The sequence below is a fragment of the Streptomyces sp. KL2 genome, assembly GCF_046529545.1.
Taxonomy (GTDB): Bacteria; Actinomycetota; Actinomycetes; order Streptomycetales; family Streptomycetaceae; genus Streptomyces; species Streptomyces radiopugnans.
This window is the reverse complement of sequence record NZ_CP127170.1, coordinates 369,045-386,704: the sequence shown is the minus strand read 5'-3', so window position 1 is coordinate 386,704 and position 17,660 is coordinate 369,045. Positions and strand designations below refer to the sequence as shown.

At 74.9% G+C, this 17,660-nt stretch carries 16 protein-coding genes; 10 read left to right on the top strand and 6 right to left on the bottom strand.

Annotation, left to right across the window (positions count from 1 at the left end):
* Positions 1 to 33: 33 nt before the first annotated feature.
* Positions 34 to 1,098 carry a DMT family transporter gene (locus tag QPK52_RS01835; RefSeq protein ID WP_410540159.1) on the top strand — a complete coding sequence of 355 codons (1,065 nt, stop codon included), beginning with the start codon at positions 34 to 36 and terminating at the stop codon, positions 1,096 to 1,098.
* 92 nt (positions 1,099 to 1,190) lie between these two features.
* On the opposite strand, the gene QPK52_RS01830 is transcribed toward QPK52_RS01835, so the two are convergent.
* A complete protein-coding gene (locus tag QPK52_RS01830; protein ID WP_410535117.1) occupies positions 1,191 to 1,871 on the bottom strand; it encodes a pyridoxamine 5'-phosphate oxidase family protein in 681 nt (226 codons plus the stop codon).
* 81 nt (positions 1,872 to 1,952) lie between these two features.
* Between QPK52_RS01830 and QPK52_RS01825 the strand changes: the two genes are divergently transcribed.
* Positions 1,953 to 3,293 carry an aminotransferase class I/II-fold pyridoxal phosphate-dependent enzyme gene (locus tag QPK52_RS01825; protein WP_410535115.1) on the top strand — a complete coding sequence of 447 codons (1,341 nt, stop codon included), beginning with the start codon at positions 1,953 to 1,955 and terminating at the stop codon, positions 3,291 to 3,293.
* Positions 3,294 to 3,306: 13 nt separating this feature from the next.
* On the opposite strand, the gene QPK52_RS01820 is transcribed toward QPK52_RS01825, so the two are convergent.
* Positions 3,307 to 4,308 (bottom strand): DMT family transporter, encoded by a 1,002-nt coding sequence (locus tag QPK52_RS01820; protein ID WP_410535113.1) that lies wholly within the window; start codon positions 4,306 to 4,308, stop codon positions 3,307 to 3,309.
* Positions 4,309 to 4,381: 73 nt separating this feature from the next.
* On the opposite strand from QPK52_RS01820, the gene QPK52_RS01815 reads away from it, so the two are divergent.
* Complete coding sequence (locus tag QPK52_RS01815) at positions 4,382 to 5,287, top strand: LysR family transcriptional regulator (RefSeq protein WP_410535111.1); 906 nt, start codon at positions 4,382 to 4,384, stop codon at positions 5,285 to 5,287.
* A gap of 17 nt (positions 5,288 to 5,304) precedes the next feature.
* Here QPK52_RS01815 and QPK52_RS01810 read toward each other — a convergent pair whose 3' ends face one another.
* Positions 5,305 to 7,551 (bottom strand): prolyl oligopeptidase family serine peptidase, encoded by a 2,247-nt coding sequence (locus tag QPK52_RS01810; protein WP_410540158.1) that lies wholly within the window; start codon positions 7,549 to 7,551, stop codon positions 5,305 to 5,307.
* On the opposite strand from QPK52_RS01810, the gene QPK52_RS01805 reads away from it, so the two are divergent.
* On the top strand, positions 7,529 to 7,738 hold the full coding sequence (locus QPK52_RS01805) for a hypothetical protein (protein ID WP_410540491.1): 210 nt from the start codon (positions 7,529 to 7,531) through the stop codon (positions 7,736 to 7,738). The two genes, QPK52_RS01810 and QPK52_RS01805, sit on opposite strands and share 23 nt — an antisense overlap.
* Positions 7,739 to 7,953: 215 nt before the next feature.
* On the opposite strand, the gene QPK52_RS01800 is transcribed toward QPK52_RS01805, so the two are convergent.
* Positions 7,954 to 9,198, bottom strand: coding sequence for an MFS transporter (locus QPK52_RS01800; protein WP_410535109.1), 1,245 nt, complete (start codon positions 9,196 to 9,198; stop codon positions 7,954 to 7,956).
* Between the two features lie 53 nt (positions 9,199 to 9,251).
* A complete protein-coding gene (locus tag QPK52_RS01795; protein ID WP_410535108.1) occupies positions 9,252 to 9,560 on the bottom strand; it encodes an SDR family oxidoreductase in 309 nt (102 codons plus the stop codon).
* Between the two features lie 427 nt (positions 9,561 to 9,987).
* On the opposite strand from QPK52_RS01795, the gene QPK52_RS01790 reads away from it, so the two are divergent.
* Together QPK52_RS01790 and QPK52_RS01785 are read left to right on the top strand one after the other, a co-directional pair.
* Positions 9,988 to 13,287: a BTAD domain-containing putative transcriptional regulator gene (locus QPK52_RS01790; RefSeq protein WP_410535107.1), complete on the top strand. Its 3,300-nt coding sequence runs from the start codon at positions 9,988 to 9,990 to the stop codon at positions 13,285 to 13,287.
* Positions 13,288 to 13,341: 54 nt separating this feature from the next.
* Positions 13,342 to 13,614 (top strand): hypothetical protein, encoded by a 273-nt coding sequence (locus tag QPK52_RS01785; protein ID WP_410535106.1) that lies wholly within the window; start codon positions 13,342 to 13,344, stop codon positions 13,612 to 13,614.
* A 240-nt stretch (positions 13,615 to 13,854) separates the two neighbouring features.
* Here the strand turns inward: QPK52_RS01785 and QPK52_RS01780 are convergent, their stop codons facing one another.
* Positions 13,855 to 14,178 carry a TetR family transcriptional regulator gene (locus tag QPK52_RS01780; RefSeq protein WP_410535105.1) on the bottom strand — a complete coding sequence of 108 codons (324 nt, stop codon included), beginning with the start codon at positions 14,176 to 14,178 and terminating at the stop codon, positions 13,855 to 13,857.
* A 330-nt stretch (positions 14,179 to 14,508) separates the two neighbouring features.
* Between QPK52_RS01780 and QPK52_RS01775 the strand changes: the two genes are divergently transcribed.
* The 4 genes from QPK52_RS01775 to QPK52_RS01760 all read left to right on the top strand — a co-directional run bounded on the left by QPK52_RS01775 (position 14,509) and on the right by QPK52_RS01760 (position 17,485).
* Positions 14,509 to 15,354, top strand: coding sequence for a HipA family kinase (locus QPK52_RS01775; protein WP_410535103.1), 846 nt, complete (start codon positions 14,509 to 14,511; stop codon positions 15,352 to 15,354).
* Positions 15,351 to 15,746 (top strand): DUF3037 domain-containing protein, encoded by a 396-nt coding sequence (locus QPK52_RS01770; protein ID WP_093658453.1) that lies wholly within the window; start codon positions 15,351 to 15,353, stop codon positions 15,744 to 15,746. The genes QPK52_RS01775 and QPK52_RS01770 overlap by 4 nt, the downstream gene beginning before the upstream one ends.
* Positions 15,747 to 15,920: 174 nt before the next feature.
* Positions 15,921 to 16,682 carry a 3-oxoacyl-ACP reductase FabG gene (gene fabG, locus QPK52_RS01765; RefSeq protein WP_410535102.1) on the top strand — a complete coding sequence of 254 codons (762 nt, stop codon included), beginning with the start codon at positions 15,921 to 15,923 and terminating at the stop codon, positions 16,680 to 16,682.
* Between the two features lie 47 nt (positions 16,683 to 16,729).
* Positions 16,730 to 17,485: an SDR family oxidoreductase gene (locus tag QPK52_RS01760; RefSeq protein ID WP_410535100.1), complete on the top strand. Its 756-nt coding sequence runs from the start codon at positions 16,730 to 16,732 to the stop codon at positions 17,483 to 17,485.
* The last annotated feature ends 175 nt before the right edge of the window (positions 17,486 to 17,660 follow it).

Sequence of the window (17,660 nt, the reverse complement as noted above, 5' to 3'; positions counted from 1 at the left end):
TCACACGTGTCGAAACCCACTTCTGCTCCGTCCATTGCCGCGCCCATCGGCGGAAGCGGCGATTCCGTAAACGGTTCCGCGCCCGCCGACGGCCTGTCCGTCGGGCGCGGGCTGCTCTACCTGGTCGTCGCCGGAGTCGCCTGGGGCACCGCCGGAGCCGCGGCCGCCCTGCTGTACCGCGCCAGCGACCTGGGGCCGATCGCCCTGTCCTTCTGGCGCTACGTCGGCGGGATCGCCCTGCTGCTGGCGTTCCTCCCCCTGCGCCGCTCCGCCCGCTCCGGCCGCTCCGGTCGGGCGGCTCCGGCCGCACCCGAGCCGCGGCGCCGCCGGGTGGGGCGGATCGTGGCCACCGGGCTGGGCCTGACGCTCTTCCAGACCGCCTACTTCGCAGCGGTCCAGGCCACCGGACTCGCCGTCGGCACGGTCGTCACCCTCGGCGCCGGTCCCGTGCTCATCGCACTCGGCGCCCGGCTGACGATGGGCGAGCGGCTGGGGCGCGGCGGTCTGGCGGCCGTGGCCGGCGCGCTGGCCGGCCTGACGGTGCTGTGCCTGGGGGGCGACGAGACGACGGTGCGGCCGCTGGGCGTCGGCCTCGCGCTGCTGTCCGCCTCCGGCTACGCCGCCATCACCCTGCTGACCCGGTGGATGGGCCGCAACGGTGCGGGCGGCGACCCGTACTCCACCACCACCTGGGCGTTCGGTGTCGGCGCGGTGTGCCTGCTGCCGCTGGGGCTGGCCGAGGGGCTGCTGCCGCACGCCGCGGAGGACCCGCTGAGGGTGCTGATCCTGCTGGCGTACACCGCCGCCGTGCCCACGGCGCTGGCGTACGCGCTGTACTTCGCGGGGGCGGCGGTCGTACGGTCGGCGACCGCCTCGGTGATCATGCTCATCGAGCCGGTGAGCGCGGCCGTGATCGCCGTCGTGCTGCTGGGCGAGCGGCTGACCGCGGCGACCGTCGTGGGCACCGCGCTGCTGCTCGCCGCCGTGACGGGGCTGGCGATCGCCGAGGCGCGGCTGGCCACCGGTGCGCGCCGCACGGCGGCCGCGGGCGCGGGCGTGGGGGGGACCGGGGGCGTCGGGGGAGGAGCCGGGGCGTGAGAGCGGGAGCGTGAAAGACGGGGCGGGTGCGGACGGTCCCTCCGCCCGCGCCCGCCCCCGACCCGCCCCCGAACCGTCCGCCGGCCTGTCCGTCAGAGCGCGGTGAGCGCGGCGAGGTAGCCGGGCACGGCGGCGCCCGGAGCCATGTCCTCGGCCGGCACGGGAGCGCCGTAGGCCCTCCGCACCGGCACCACGCCGCTCCAGTGGGGGAGGGAGAGGTCCTCCGGCTCGTCGTTCGGGCCGCCGGTGCGGACCTTCGCCGAGACCTCCTCGAGATCCAGGGCCACGACGGCGGTGGCGGCCAGCTCCCGCGCGTCCGCCGGACGCGAGTCGGCCGAGCGCCCGGGGACGGCCTGGTCGACGATGGCGTCGAGGGCGGTGGCCCGCTCTGCCGGGTCCTGCACCGGGCGCGCCGTGCCGTGCACCACCACCGAGCGGTAGTTGACCGAGTGGTGGAAGGCGGAGCGGGCCAGCACCAGTCCGTCCAGATGCGTCACCGTCAGGCAGACGGGCAGCCCCGCATCGGAGGAGCCCGCCGCACGCAGCGGCCGGGAGCCGGTGGAACCGTGGACGTACAGGCGCTCGCCGACCCGGGCGTAGAGCGTCGGCAGGACGACCGGTGCGCCGTCGCGGACGAAGCCGAGGTGGCACAGGCAGCCGTCGTCGAGGATCGCGTGCACCAGGTCGCGGTCGTACGCCGCGCGCTTGCGGCCACGGGTGGGAACGGTGCGCTCGGTCGGGGCGTACGCGCCCCCGGGGGCGGTGGTGGACATGGTTCTCGACTCCCTCTGATGCGTTGGCGGCCGGGCTCGCCGACTTGCTCCCTCTTATTGCACTAGTGCATACTGTGCTTTGTGCTAGGAGGATATCGGATCGAAGGGCGGCGCGCCGCCGAAATCGCCGCCAGTGTGGAACGAGGGGTCGGCTCGGGGGAGTTGGAGCCGGGGCGGCCGCTGCCTCCCATGCGGGAACTGGCGGCGGAGTTGGGCGTGAACCCCAACACGGTCGCCGCCGCCTACCGCACCCTGCGCGAGCGCGGGGTGATCGAGACGGCCGGACGGCGCGGCAGCCGGGTGCGCCCGCGCCCGGCCACCACCGCCCGCGAGGCGATCGGCGTCGAGGCGCCCGAAGGCGCGCGCGACGTCTCCACGGGCAACCCGGACCCGGCGCTGCTGCCCTCGCTGAACGCCGCGCTCGCCGCCGCCGCACGGCGCCACGAGCGGCACCCCACGCTCTACGGCGCCCCGGGGCTCACCGACGACCTGGTCCGGCTGGCACGGGCGGCCTTCGACGCGGACACGGTGCCACCGGGCCCCGTCGCCGCCGCCTCCGGATCGCTGGACGCCATCGAACGGGTGCTGGCGGCCCATCTGAAACCCGGTGACGCGGTCGCCGTGGAGGACCCCGGATGGGGGAGCCTGCTGGACCTCGTCCCGGCGCTGGGCCTGCGGACGCTCCCGGTGGCCCTGGACGACGACGGCCCGCTGCCTCAGGCGGTCGAACGGGCGCTGCGGCAGGGTGCGCGGGCCCTGGTCGTCACCGACCGGGCCCAGAACCCGACCGGCGCCGCGGTCTCCGCGCCGCGCGCCCGCGAACTGCGCCGCGTCCTGGCCGGACACCCCCGGGTGCTGCTGATCGAGGACGACCACGGCCACGGCATCGTCGATCTGCCCCTGCACCCGCTGGCGGGCGAGGGCGGCCCGACCGACCACTGGGCGCTGGTGCGCTCCACCGCCAAGGCGTACGGCCCCGACCTGCGGCTGGCCGTGCTGACCGGCGATGCCGTCACCGTCGACCGGGTGCGCGGACGGCAGCGGCTGGGGCCCGGCTGGGTCAGCCATCTGCTCCAGCACACCGTCACCGCCCTGTGGGAGAGCCGGGCGATCGACCCCGCCGAGGTGGCCGGCTCCTACGGGCGCCGCCGCACCGCGCTGATCGAGGCGCTTGCCGCGCGCGGTGTGGAGGCGCACGGACGCAGCGGGATGAACGTGTGGGTGCCGGTGCCCGACGAGACCGGCGCGGTCGCCCGGCTGCTGCGGGCCGGCTGGGCCGTCGCCCCCGGGGCCCGCTTCCGGATCGACTCACCGCCCGGAGTCCGGCTGACCGTCTCGGCCCTGTCCGAGGACGAGGCCGGGCCGGTCGCCGACGCGGTGGCGGCGGCGATCCGGCCCGGCGAGGCGCGGCGGTACGGTTGAACCGTACCGCCTGTCACGGCCGCGCGCCCCGCGTCCGGCTCTGTGTGAGGGCGGCGCCGACGAGCACGACCAGCGCGCCGACGGGGGTGCTCCAGGCCAGGTGCTCGTCCAGCAGCGCCACTCCGGCCGCCGTGGCGATCACGGGGATGAAGTACGTCACCAAAGTGGCCGTGGTCGGCCCCACCTCCGCCACCAGCCCGTACTGCAGCAGGAAGGCGACCCCGGTGCCCAGCGCGCCCAGCGCCGCGACCGCCAGCAGCGGCCCGACGGGGAACGAGGCCGGGAAGGAGGTGAACAAAGGGGTGACCAGCGCCAGTTGGAGAGTGCCGAGCAGAAGCTGGGAGCCGGCCATCGCCACGTTGGACCCCTCGGCGCCCGACAGCGTGCGGCGCACGTACACCCAGCCGACCGCGTAGCTGAGCGCGGCGACCAGCGCCATGGCCGTGCCGGCGGGGTCCTGCCCGCCGAAGCCCTGCCAGGCGCCGAGCACGGTCAGGACGCCCGCGAAACCGATGCCGAGCCCGGCGACCCGGCGCCTGGTGGGCCGGTCGTCGGAGAGGGCGACCAGGGAGAGCAGCATGCCCCACAGCGGGGTGGTGGCGTTGCAGATGCCCGCCAGGGTGGAGGAGATGGTCAGCTCCGCGTAGGAGAAGAGGGTGAACGGCAGCGCGTTCAGCAGGAACGCCGCGACCGCCAGATGCCCCCAGGTGCGCAGGCCCCGCGGCAGCCGTTCGCGCCGCGCCAGCAGCACCGCGCCCAGGACGGCCGTGCCGAACACCAGGCGTCCGAGGGTGACCTGGAGCGGGGCGAAGCCGTGGGTGCCGACCTTGATCAGCAGGAAGCTGAAGCCCCAGATCAGGCTGAGGGCGGCGAAGCGGATGCGCCAGTCGACCGAGGTCGGGCGACGGGCTGCCGGAGGGGCCGGGACGGCCGGGGCGGTCGGGGCGGGGGACGGACCCGTGGGGCCGGAGGAGTCGGGAGCCGGCACGGCACCGACGCGAGTGGAGACGGACATGCGTCAACGATCGCGCCTTCAATGATTAAGAACAAGCGAGAAATCCTGGAGTGAACCGCTTAGCATCGCTTACATGTTGAACCTGGACCGGCTACGCATCCTCCACGCCGTCGCCCGCCACGGCTCGGTGAGCGGCGCGGCCGAGGGACTGCACGTCACCACCTCGGCCGTCTCCCAGCAGATGGCCAAACTGGAGCGCGAGACCGGTCAGCAGCTGCTCGCCAGGAACGGCCGCGGCGTCCGGCTCACCGACGCCGGCCGCCTGCTCGCCGAGCACGCCCGGCGCGTCCTGTCCCAGCTCGAACTCGCCGAGGCCGAACTGGAGGCGCACCGCGGCCGGGCCGTCGGCGAACTGCTGCTCGGCGCCTTCCCCACCGCCGCCCGGGGGCTGTTCCCCGCCGCCCTGGCCGCACTGCGAGCCGGCCACCCCCGACTACGGGCCCGGATGCGGGAGATGGAGCCCGAGGAGTCGGTGCGGGCGCTGGTGCGCGGGGACATCGACCTCGCGGTCGTCCTGGACTGGCACAACCGCCCCCTGTCCCTGCCCGGCGGACTGGCCAAGGAGCCGCTCCTGGACGACCCGGCCGATGTGGCGATGCCCGCCGGCCACCCCCGTGCCGGAGCCGAGTCGGTGGAACTGGCGGACTTCGCGGACGACGAGTGGATCTCCTGGCCCGGGGGCGAGTTCTGCCACGACTGGCTGCTGTTCACCCTGCGCGGCCAGGGCATCGAGCCCAGACTGTGCCACACGGCCGGGGAGCACCACACCCAGCTCGCCCTGGTCGGAGCCGGACTCGGGGTCGCCGTCGCCCCCCGCCTCGGCCGCGGACCGCTGCCGAAGGGGGTGGCCGTCGCCCCCGTCCGGCACCCGATGAAGCGGCACGTCTACGCGGTCTGGCGGGAGGACGCCGACCGCAGGCCGTCCATCCGGGCGGCGGTGGAGGCGCTGCGTACGGCCGCGTACGGCATCGGCGGCTGACGCGGGAGCCACCCCGCTCAGGCGTCCTCCCGGAACCGCCGTCCGGGCCCGGGCGCGGGGCCGAACCCGAGCGCGTCGCGCAGGAAGTCGAGCTCGAAACCGAGCAGCCGTTCGGCGGCCGTTCCGTCGCCGCCGCCGTGCCCCGCGCCGGACAGCGGCAGCACCGAGTGCTCGCGCCCGGCGGCCAGCAGCGCCGCGGACAGCCGCAACGTGTGCGCGAAGGCCACGTTGTCGTCGGTGGTGCCGTGCACCAGCAGCAGCGGACGGCGCAGCCGGTGGGCGTCGCGCAGCAGCGAGGAGCGCTCGTAGTTCTCCGGCTCCCGCTCCGGATGGCCCAGGTAGCGCTCCTTCCAGTGCGTGTCGTACAGCCGCTGGTCGGTGGGGGCCGCTCCGGCGACCGCGGCGTGGAAGACCTCCGGGTGGCGCAGCACGGCCGCGGCGGCGAGCGTGCCCCCGAAGGACCAGCCGCGGATCGCCACCCGGCCCGGGTCCAGGCACGGATGCTCGGCCACCGCCGCTCGCAGGGCGTCGATCTGGTCTTCCAGCACGGGGGTGAGCTGGTCGCCGCGGATCTCCTTCTCCCACACCGGCCCCCGCCCCGGGGTACCGCGCCCGTCGGTGACCAGTACGGCGAAGCCCTGCTCGGCGAACCACTGGGCCACGCACGCCCACCACGTCCGGGCCCGCACCACCAGCCGCATCCCCGGCCCGGAGTAGGGGCTGAGCAGGATGGGCAGAGGGCGGGCGTCCGGCGCCCGCGGGTCGTACCCCGAGGGCAGGAACAGCGCGCTGCGCAACCGCCGGCCGCCGTGCACGAGGAAGAGGGGACGGGGTGTCACGACGGGCTCCTCGGCCAGGGAGGCGATCCATCCCACCACCGTCCCGCCGCGCCGGACGGTGACCGTGTGCCCGTCCGGGGCCAGGCTGTCGAGCACCACGGTGCCGCCGGCCGCGGCGGCCGAGTGCACCCCGGGACCGTCGCTGACGCGGCGGCAGCCCGACCCCGGCCCCATGACCCACACATGCTCCTCGACCGGGTCCTCGCACCCGGTGAACAGCACCTCCTCGCCCTCCGCGCCCAGCACCCCGGTGACCTGGAGACCCGCCGGGGTGAGCGTGTCGCCGACGCGCAGCCGCCGGGTGCCGGCCGACTCCTCGGCCCTCACCAGCAGCCCCGATCCGGTGCGGCACGGCGCGCCCGGCACCAGCTCCACCCAGTGCCGGTCGCGCTGCTCGTGCAGGACGCGGGTGGCGCCCGTGGCCGGATCGGCCGCCAGGACCCGCAGCACGCGCTGGTCGCGGCTCTGCACGGTGACCAGCGGGCCGTGGGCGTCCCAGTCGGCGGCCACCACGTACTCGAAGGCCGCGCGGTCCCAGACGACCTCGGTGCGGCCGCCGTCGAGGGAGAGCAGATGCAGGGAGACGTCGGCGTTGGGCGTGCCCGCGGCCGGATAGGCCATGGGACGCGGCGGGAGTTCGGGACGCGCCGGGTCGCAGACCCACCGCCGCCGCACCGCCGAGGTGTCCACCCGGGCCGCCAGCAGGGCCCGGCCGTCGGGCGCCCACCAGTGGCCGCGCAGCCGCCCCATCGACTCGGCCGACACATGATCGGTCCGCCCGTACGTCACCCGAGGGCCCTCGGGGGCGGCCAGACACCGGTCGCCGCCGTCGCCGAAGCCGACGACGTGCAGCGCACCGCCGGTGACGTAGGCGATCAGTTCCCCGTCCGGGGAGGGCCGGGGATCCACCACGGGGCCGGCCGCCGGCACCGGGAACGGCGCGCCGCCGCCGGTGTCCACCGCCCACAGCGCCCCGCCGAGCGCGTACACCGCACGCCGCAGCTCCCTGTCGGCCGCGTACGCCACCACGCCCGTGGACCGCTCGCGGGCCCGTTCGCGCCGCGTCCGCTCCTCGGGCGGGACCGGGCGCGCGCCGTCGTCCGCGCCGTGCGGGGCGGCCAGCAACCGCTCCTCACCGTCCTCCCACAGCCACAGCCGTCCGACGGGGTCGTCCCCGCCCCCGGTGCGGACGAACAGCACCCGCGCACCGTCCGGCGACACCGCGGGCTGCCGGGGGGCACCGAGAGAGAAGCGGCGGGTGCGGGCGAACTGCCGCGGGAAGCCGGAGGCGGTCACGGGGAAATCCTTAGCACGGTGACCGGGAGGAGTGCGGACGCCCCGGGACACGGGAGTGCTCGCAGGGAGGGGCGGAGACGGGGAGGGCCCGTCCGGAGCCCGGACCGTGAGAGGTTCCCGGCGCGGCATCCTGGCGTCCTCCCCGGTCGTCGCCCCCGGCGGCTCATGGGCGTCGCCGCCGCAACCGGAGTTCCCCTCCCAGGCGGCCGCACCGTCCCGCTCGATGGTGCCCCGGCCGGTCACCGGCTGCGGCGGCTCCCCCGGGAACAGCCAGGGCGCCATGGCGGTGTCGCACAGCTTGCGGTACGGGTTGTGACCGGGGCCCTTGCGGTGCATGCCGATGTCGCACAGACCGTTGCCGGAGGTGTGGCCCGCATAGTGCGGGGCGCCGTCGGCGTCGGCGCGGGTGACGCGGAAGAGGGCCGCCCGGGAAGCCGGCGCGGACCCGGTCTCCGTGCGGACCCGTCTCCGTCCGGGAGGGGACCCCGGCCGACGGCCCCGGGCCGGGCCGACCGGGGTCCGGGGCCCGCCCTACGCGCCGGGCCGCTTGGCGGGGAAGCCGTGCTTGTGCGCCATGAGGACGACCGCGAGCACCGGTGCCAGGAGCAGCATCACGGCCCAGGGGAAGGACTCGCTGCCGATCACGTCGAGCAGGACGCCGCCGACGATGCCGCCGCCCGCCATGGCGACGTTCCACAGCGTCACCAGCATCGCCTGCGCCGCGTCGGCGGCCTTGCCGCCGGCGTCGCCGGCGGCCGTCTGCAGCAGTGTGGGCACGCCGCCCCAGCCCAGGCCCCACAGGGCGGAGGCGAGGTACACGAGGACCGCGTTGTCGGCGACGACCGCGAGCAGCGCGGCGGCCACGGCGACCAGCAGGACGCTGGTGACCGTCAGCGAGCGCAGCCGGTGGTGGATCTGCGCCCCGACGATCCAGATGCTGACCAGCGAGGCGCCGCCGAAGACCAGCAGGACCAGATCGGTGTCGTCGCCCATGCCCAGGTCGTTGACGAACGTGGCGATGTAGGCGTACAGAATGGTGTGGGCCAGGACGAAGACGAGGACGACGAACAGCACCGGGGACACCCCGGGGACGCGCAGCGCCCCCAGCATCTTCGGCCGCTCACCGCGCGCCTGCCCCGGATGGTCGGGCACGCCCATGGAGATCCACAGCAGCAGCAGCACCGTGAGGGCCGTCATCGACAGGAACGCCGCGCGCCAGCCGAGCGCCGAGCCGAGGAAGGTTCCGGCAGGCACACCGAGGGAGAGCGCCACCGGGATGCCCGCCATGGCGATGGCGACGGCCCTGCCCTGCAGGCGGACGGGCGCCATGCGCCTGGCGTACCCGACGAGCAGGGCCCAGGCCAGACCGGCGGCGACGCCCGCGACGAACCGCGCCACCATCGTCAGACTGTAGACCGGCGAAAGGGCCGTGACGGTGTTGGCGGCGGCGAAGCCCGCCATCGACGTCAGCAGCAGCCGCTTGCGCCGCCAGCCCGCTGTGGCCGCGCTCAGGGGGATCGCGGTCAGAACGGTGCCGATCGCGTAGATCGTGACGGTCTGCCCGGCCGCCGACTCCCTGACGTTCAGGCCCTCGCTCATCGCGGGGAGGAGACCGGCGGGAAGGGTCTCGGTGAGGCTGGTGATGAAGACGGCGGTGGACAGGGCCAGCAGGGCGAGGAGAGGCAGCTTCTCCCGCTCCTCGCCCCCGCCGCCGGCAGGCGGCGCGGCACGGGTGCCTGGGCCGGGGGGATCCGCGATCTCGGGTGAGGTGCTCATGTGATGTGCTCCGGGTCTCGGGGAACGTGGACGTCTGCTGAAGCGGAGTGCGGTCACGGGTCGCCGAGGCCGCCGTCGACGGGGAGCCGGACGCCGGTCGTGAACGTCGCGTCCGTCGCCGGGAACAGCGCGGCGCGGGCCACTTCCTCGGTGGAACCGAGACGGCCGAGCGGCGGCAGCGGCGCGTTACCGTCCACCGATGCCTCGATGCGGCTCGGTGCCACCGCGTTGACGCGGATGCCGCGGGAGGCGAGCTCGGCGGCGAGCTCGTGCACGGCGGCGGGGGTGGTGAGCACGACCCTGCCGCCGTCCCTGAGATACGGCAGCAGCGGGCGCGCCGTGGCCACGGCGTCGGCGAACACGAAGTCGACGCCGTGGCCGGCCGGCCAGGGGCCGTGCTCGACGGCGGCCGGGGCGACGACCCGGGTGGCGGAACCCGGTTCGACGCCCGCGTACGCGTTCCCGAGGAGTGCGGGCGGTCAGCAGCGCCTCCGCGCCCTCCTCCACGAGACGCTTGGCGATGGCCAGGTCGATACCGGTGGCCTGGCCGGCGACGACCGCCCTTCTCCCCGCGTACCTGGTCATGCCCGCCGCTCCCTTCCGGCGCCCTGTACTTCCGGGGGCGCCACGTCATCCGGCGGACAAGACTGTGCGCGAAGGCGCTTCGGACGGGCTTCGGAGCCGCTGACGGTCCGCTGACGGCCTTCCCCGGAGGGGCGGGTGCGACGGGTGCGGGAGGGCCGGGGTACGCGGGCGCGCGGCGCGGACCGGACATGTACCGTTGCCCACATGCGGTTTGGGTTACTCGGGCCACTCGCGGTGTGGGACGGCGAGGGGAAGGCGATCAGGGTTCCCGAGGCCAAGGTCCGGACGCTGCTGGCGGACCTGCTCGCGCACGGTGGGGATCCGGTGTCCGCGGACCGCCTCGTCCACGACCTGTGGGGCGACGGACCGCCGGGCAAGCCGGCGGGAGCCCTCCAGGCCAAGGTCTCCCAACTGCGCCGCGTCCTGGGCCGGGACCGCGTGGTGCGGGAGGGGCCGGGCTACCGGCTGAGGCTCGACCCGGCTGCCGACGAGGTGGACGCCGACCGCTTCCGGGCCCTCGTGGCCGAGGCCGGGACCGTACGCGATCCCCGCGCACGGGCCGCGCTGCTCACCGAGGCCCTCGGCCTGTGGCGGGGGCCCGCGTACGCGGACTTCGCGGACGAGGAGTTCGCGCGAGGGCCCGCGCACCGCCTCACCGAGCAGAGGCTGTCCGTTCTGGAGGAGCAGGCCGAGGCGCGACTGGCGGCGGGAGACCATGTGCTCCTCGCGGGGGAGCTGGCCGACCTGGTGGCCCGGTACCCGCTGAGGGAGCGCCTGCGCGCCGTCCAGATACGGGCTCTCTACCTCGCGGGCCGCCAGAGCGAGGCACTGGCGTCGTACGAGGACCTGCGAGCCCGTCTGGTCGGCGAACTGGGCGTCGATCCCGGACCCGAAATCGGCGCGCTGCACCGGGCGGTGCTCCGCCAGGACCCGGTGCTCCACCGGGATCCGCTCTCCCCGGTGCCGTCCGCGCCGGACCCCGTCCGGGCCGGGACGGCTTCCGGGCCGGCCGCGCCACCGCCCGCAGCGGGTCCCGACTCGAACCTGCCCGTCCCCCTCACCCCCCTCATCGGCCGGGACCAGGCACTCGCCCGGCTCTCCCGGCTCCTGGGCGCCGCGCGCCTGGTGACCCTCACCGGGCCCGGCGGCGTCGGCAAGACCCGCCTGGCCGTGGCGGCGGCCGCCACGGCGGCTGACGCCACGGCCGGCGGGCACCCCGACGGCGTCTGGCTCGTGGAGTTCGCCGGCGTTCGCGCCGGAACCTCCGCAGACCTCGCCCAGGTCGTCGCCGCCACCCTCGGCATCCGGGAGGACGCCCCCTCCGCGCTGCCGGGCAGCGGGACTGGTGCCGGGGAGCGGCCCCCCGCGCAGCGCCTCGCCGCCGCCCTGCGGGACCGCCGAGTCCTGCTCGTCCTGGACAACTGCGAGCATGTCGTCGATGCCGCCGCCGAACTGGCCGAGCTGCTGCTGCGCACCGCGCCCGGCCTGCGCGTGCTGGCCACCAGCCAGGAGCCGCTCGGCCTGGCCGGAGAGGCCGTGTTCCTGGTCGAGCCCCTGCGGACCGCCGACGCCGTACGCCTGTTCGCCGAACGGGCCGCCGCGTCCACCCCCGGTTTCCGCCTCGACCGGGAGGCGTCCGACCAGGAGGCCGTCGCCGAGATCTGCCGCCGCCTCGACGGCATCCCGCTCGCCCTCGAACTCGCCGCCACCCGCGTGCGCGCTCTGGGAGTGCGGGAACTGGCGGCCCGCCTCGGCGACCGGTTCCGGGTGCTGACCTCCCGGCAGCGGGGCGCGCCCGCCCGCCAGCAGACCCTGCGGGCCATGATCGACTGGAGCTGGGAGCTGCTCAGCGCACCCGAGCGGATCGTCCTGCGCCGCCTCGCGGTGCACAGCGACGGCTGCGACCTGGAAGCCGCCGAGGCGACGTGCGCGGGTGACGGCGTCGCCCGTGAGGAAGTACTCGACCTGGTGACGCGGTTGGTCGACCGGTCACTGGTGGTCGTCGTGGACGGCTCCACCGGGCCCCGCTACCGGTTGCTGGAGTCCGTCACCGCGTACGCGGCGGAGCGGCTGCACGAGATGGAGGACCTCACCGCCGTACGCGACCGCCATCTGCGCTACTACCTCGCACTCGCCGAGCGTGCCGAGCCCGGGCTGCGAGGCGCGGACCAGCGGACCTGGCTCGCACGTCTGGACGCCGAAGCCGGCAACCTACGCGCGGCACTCGACGAGGGGATCCGCCGAGCGGCCGGGGGACGGGCCGCCGAGGCGGTGAGGCTCGCCACCGCCCTGTCCTGGTGGTGGCTGCTGTGCGGCCGCTTCACCGAGGCCCGCCGCAGCCTGGCGGCCGTTCTGGCCGCCGCCGGGGGCAACGCGCCGGAACCCGTTCTGCTGCACGCCGCGTTCGCGCTGCTCACCGGCGACCGAACCGCGGCGGACCTCGACGCGGCCGCCGACGCCGTCCCCGACCCCGTGCGCAGTGCCCGCGCCCTGTGGCTGTGCGCGTACGGGATGTTCAGCGCGGGCGAAGCCGCCGCCGGCGACAGACTGAACGCGCGCGCCCTCGGCCTCTTCACCGCAGCAGGCGACCGATGGGGGACCGCCGCCGCCCTCGGCATGCGGGCGACACTCGCGCTGATCCGCGGCGACCTCGCGGGACTCGGCCGCGACGGCCTGCGCAGCGCCGAACTCTTCCGCGAACTGGGAGACCGCTGGGGGGAGTTGCAGACCGTCTCGCCGCTCGCCGCGCTCGCCGAGATCAAGGGCGACTACGACGACGCGGCACGTCGTCAGCGTGAAGGGCTGGGGATAGCACGGGAACTGGGCCTGGAGACGGAGGTGTCGGCCCGGCTGTCCGGGCTCGGCCGGCTCGCGCTGCTGGCCCGCGACTGGGAGCGGGCCCGCGATCTGCATGAGCGGGCACGCCGCATCGCCGTGGAACAGGGCTACAAGTACGGCGAGATCCATTCGGAGATGGGCCTCGCACTCGGCGCGCGCCGCTCCGGCGACCTCGACGGAGCCGAGGCGCACCTGAAGCGCATCCGCGACGGCTACGCGGACGTGTCCTCGGAGGCGGGCGACCACCTGCTCCTCGCCGAACTCGGCTTCGTGGCCGAACTCCGCGGTGACGCGGACCGGTCCGTCGCCTGTCACCTGCGTGGCCTGGACATCGCCCGTTCCCTGGGCGAGCCCCGCGCTCTGGCCCTCTCCCTGGAAGGCCTCGCGGGGGCGGCGGCGCTGCTCGGTCACGGGAACGGGGACGGGCGGCCTGCCGCGTGCGCGGCCGTGCTGCTCGGGGCGGCGAACGCGGCGCGGCGCGGCCCGGGAGCTCCGCTGCCGCCCGCCGAGCGCGGCGATGTCGACCGCATCGCGGCGGCGGCCCGGGAGACCCTGGGCGAGCCCGCCTTCACGCAGGCGTTCGAGCGCGGTGCGCGGCTGACCGCGGAGGAGGCGGTGCGCCACGCGTGTACGGCACTCGGCTGGCCGACCGACGGAGCCGGGTGAGGGCGCCCCGCAGCCCTGGACCGCTGCGCGCCGGAGAAGGCGGACACCAGGACGGTGGCGAGCGTGGTGGAGGAGGGGGAGCCGTCCCGCGGGCCCGTCCTCTCCTTCCTCGCCGGCCGGGAGGTGACCGGATCCGTGTACGCCTCGTACGGGACCGGGAGCCGGACGCCGATCAGTTGCCGCTCCAACCGCAGACGCGCCCCGGCCCGGAGCACGGTCTCGTCGCGGAGGGCCACGGCCGTCCGGATCAGGAGCTCGACGACGGAGCTGACCGGCGGGAGCCCCAAGTCCTCGACGGAGTCCGCGATGGCCGCGATCCGGCGGTAGAACAGGCCGGTCACCGCGACCGGAAGCTCACGGTGGGTGCGCGGTGGCGCCGCCGCCCTGCGGGTGGGTTCCCCTCACGTTCGGGCCGGGGCCGTCCGGCGGCGTCGTGCAGTACGTACCGAAGATCAGCGACAGGACCGGTGAAGCTGATCAGCTCCGGACTCCGCGCGGCGGTCGGCTCCTCCCGGTCCCGGGCCTCGCCGATGATCCGGGTCGGCGGCACGGCCGACAGGTCGGCTATCACCGCCGGGACCTTCCCCGGGTGCACGCCTCCTCGCAGACGAGGCGGAGGCCGGCGCGGAAGCGGATGTCCGTGCGCATGCGATGCATGAAGCCGGCCGTGACGCGGTGCGGGTTCGTCAGCGGCGGGTCGCTGTCGCCCATCCCCTGCGGCAGTTCGCGCCGTATCTGGTCGAAATCGGAAGTGAACACGGCGGCGAGGGTGTTCTTGGACGGGAAGTGGGCGTACAGGGCGCCCTCGGTCATGCCGGCGTGGGCTGCGATGCGTTGCGGGTCGGCCCCCGCGTAGCCGTGCCGCGAGAATTCGTCGGCCGACGCGTCCAAGAACCTCTCCTGGGTCCTGAAGGCTCTCTCCTGTTTCGTCCTGACGCCCCCCGGAAACGCTTGATCACGCAGAATTGCAGTCTGTGGAGAATTTTCGGTCCAGTGCTCCGAAGGTGACGGGGAGCGGCGCGGTCGCATGGGTGCTGGTGCCGGCGGGAGTTCCCGATCGCCGTACCGGTGTGTGCGCCACTGCCGGACAGGCAGGGGAAGCCGGGCACTGGCCGGAACTCCCCGGATTCTCCCCAGGGATGATCGCGCCGGCGTCCTCGGGTTGTATTCGCCGGAGGCGGCCGTGGATTGCAAGGCCGGGGCTTCCGATAGCCTGTGAAAATGCTTCCCGAAGTCACCGCCACGCGCTACGTGACGCCCCTGCGCGAGGGCGGCTCGCTGCCCGGCATCGTCGAGGCCGACGACCTGGGCACCTATGTCGTGAAGTTCACCGGAGCAGGGCAGGGCCGCAAGACCCTGGTGGCCGAAGTGCTGTGCGGGCGGCTCGCCCAGCGGCTGGGCCTGCGCGTGCCCGATCTGGTGCGCGTCCGGCTGGATCCGGTGATCGGCCTGGGCGAGCCCGACCAGGAGGTGCAGGAGCTGCTCAAGGCCAGTGGCGGACTGAACCTGGGGATGGACTTCCTGCCCGGCTCGATGGGCTTCGACCCGCTCGCCTACCGGGTGAGCGGGGAGGAGGCCGGGCGCGTGGTGTGGTTCGACGCCCTGACGGGCAACGTCGACCGCTCCTGGCGCAACCCCAACATGCTGGTCTGGCACGGCGACCTGTGGCTCATCGACCACGGTGCCAGCCTGATCTGGCACCACAACTGGGCCACCGCGGCCAGGGCGGCCGACAAGCCGTACGACGCCTCCGACCACGCCCTGGCGCCCATGGGACCGGACATCGCCTCGGCTGCCGCCGAACTGGCGCCGCGGGTGACCGAGGAACTGCTGGCCGAGTGCGCGGCCGACATCCCCGACGAGTGGCTGGCGGACGAGCCCGGCTTCGACACTCCGGAGGCGCTGCGCCGCGCCTATGCCGAGGTGCTGGCCGCCCGGGCCGGTACGGTCCACGAGCGGATCACCCTCGGCGCCCCGAGCCAGGACGGGCCCTCCCGGGCTCCGGGCTGGCTGAAGGACTGGGCGGACGCCGTCAGCGGGCTGAAGAAGGGCGGAGGCGCGCGGTGAGCGGGCGGTACAGCGGACGCGACGTCTTCGAGTACGCCGTGCTGCGCGTCGTCCCCCGGGTGGAGCGCGGTGAGATGATCAACGCCGGGGTCGTCGTCTACTGCCGTGCCCGGTCCTTCGTCGCGGCCCGCACCCATCTGGACGTCGGACGGCTGCGGGCGCTCGATCCGCACGCCGACGTCGAGGGGGTGCGGGCGGCCCTGCACGCGGTGGAGTGCCTGTGCCGCGGCGGGGCGGAGGCCGGGCAGGCCGCGGCCGACGACGCCGGGCGGCGCTTCCGGTGGCTGGTGGCCCCCCGCTCCACCGTCCTCCAGCCGGGGCCGGTGCACACCGGGCTGACCGCCGACCCCGAGGCGGAGACCGAGCGGCTGCTGGAGGTACTGGTGCGCTGAGGGGCGCACCGGAAGCCCCCGGTGCTCGGCATGCCGGGGAGGCGCAGAGGCCCGGACGTGGGCTGGGCCTCACCGCGCCTGTGGCCGTTGACACAGCGTGTCCGTGCTTCTAGCGTCACGTCTGCCGAAGGTACTAAGCGGTTGCTCACCCATTCGAGTGCGAGGAGAACCAGCATGCCCACCACCGAGCAGCGTGTCGCGATCGTCACGGGCGGAGCCCGGGGGATCGGCGCCGCCACCGCCGTCCGGCTCGCCGCCGAGGGCCGGGCCGTCGCCGTGCTCGACCTGGACGAGTCCGCCTGCGCGGACGTCGTGGAGAAGATCGCCGCGGCGGGCGGCAGGGCGCTGGCGGTCGGCTGCGACGTGTCGGACACCGAGCAGGTGGAGGCCGCCGTCGCGCGGGTCGCCGACGAGCTGGGCGCACCGACCGTCCTGGTCAACAACGCCGGTGTGCTCCGCGACAACCTGCTGTTCAAGATGAGCGACTCCGACTGGGACACCGTCATGAACGTGCACCTGCGCGGTGCCTTCCTGATGTCCCGGGCCTGCCAGAAGCACATGGTCGACGCCGGCTTCGGCCGGATCGTCAACCTCTCCTCCAGCTCCGCCCTCGGCAACCGGGGCCAGGCCAACTACGCCGCCGCCAAGGCCGGCCTGCAGGGCTTCACCAAGACCCTCGCCAAGGAACTGGGCAAGTTCGGCATCACCGCCAACGCCGTGGCCCCCGGCTTCATCGTCACCGACATGACCGCAGCCACCGCCGCCCGCGTCGGCATGGGCTTCGAGGACTTCCAGAAGGCCGCCGCCTCCCAGATCCCCGTCCAGCGCGTGGGCAGGCCCGAGGACATCGCGAACGCCATCGCGTTCTTCACCGGCGAGGAGGCCGGTTTCGTCTCCGGCCAGGTGCTGTACGTGGCCGGCGGCCCGCTCGACTGACGGCCGCCGACGGCCGCACCGCAAACGACGGAACGGAAGAAGAGCTCATGGCAGTGCAGGACAGCGGCAGGGTCGCCCTGATCACCGGAGCGAGCCGCGGCATCGGCTACGGCATCGCCGAGGCGCTCGTGGCCCGCGGTGACCGGGTGTGCATCACCGGCCGCAACGAGGACGCCCTCGCGGAGGCGGTGAGGCGGCTCGGCGCGGACCGGGCCATCGGCGTCGCCGGGAAGGCCCACGACGAGGCCCACCAGGCGGAGGCCGTCGAACGCACCATGGAGGCGTTCGGCCGCGTCGACCACCTGGTCAACAACGCGGGCACCAACCCGGTCTTCGGGCCCATCGCGGAACTGGACCTGAACGTCGCCCGCAAGGTCTTCGACACCAACGTCCTCTCCGCGCTCGGGTTCGCCCAGCGCACCTGGGCGGCCTGGCAGAAGGAACACGGCGGCACCGTCGTCAACATCGCCTCCGTCGCCGGGCTGTCCGCCTCGCCCTTCATCGGCGCCTACGGCATCAGCAAGGCCGCGATGGTCAACCTCACCCTCCAGCTCGCCCACGAGCTGTCGCCGGGCGTGCGGGTCAACGCCATCGCCCCGGCCGTGGTGAAGACGAAGTTCGCCGCCGCGCTCTACGAGGGGCGCGAGGAGGAGGTGGCCAGGCGCTACCCGATGGGGCGGCTGGGCACCCCCGAGGACATCGGCGGAGCGGCTGCCTTCCTCACCTCCGACGACTCCGGCTGGATCACCGGCCAGACCCTCGTGGTCGACGGCGGGATCTTCCTCAACGCCGGGGTCGAGTGACCCCGGGGCCTCCGCGCACCGCCACGGCGCGCGCCGGTCCGCGCCCTGACACGGCTCCCGCACTCTGCGCGACCGCCCGGGCCCCCGCCGGACGAAGTCCTGATCTTGCCCGGTCCAGAAGCCTGTCAGCCCCGTCATATGCTGCGGTAAGGTCTGCCACGTCCTCGGCACGACA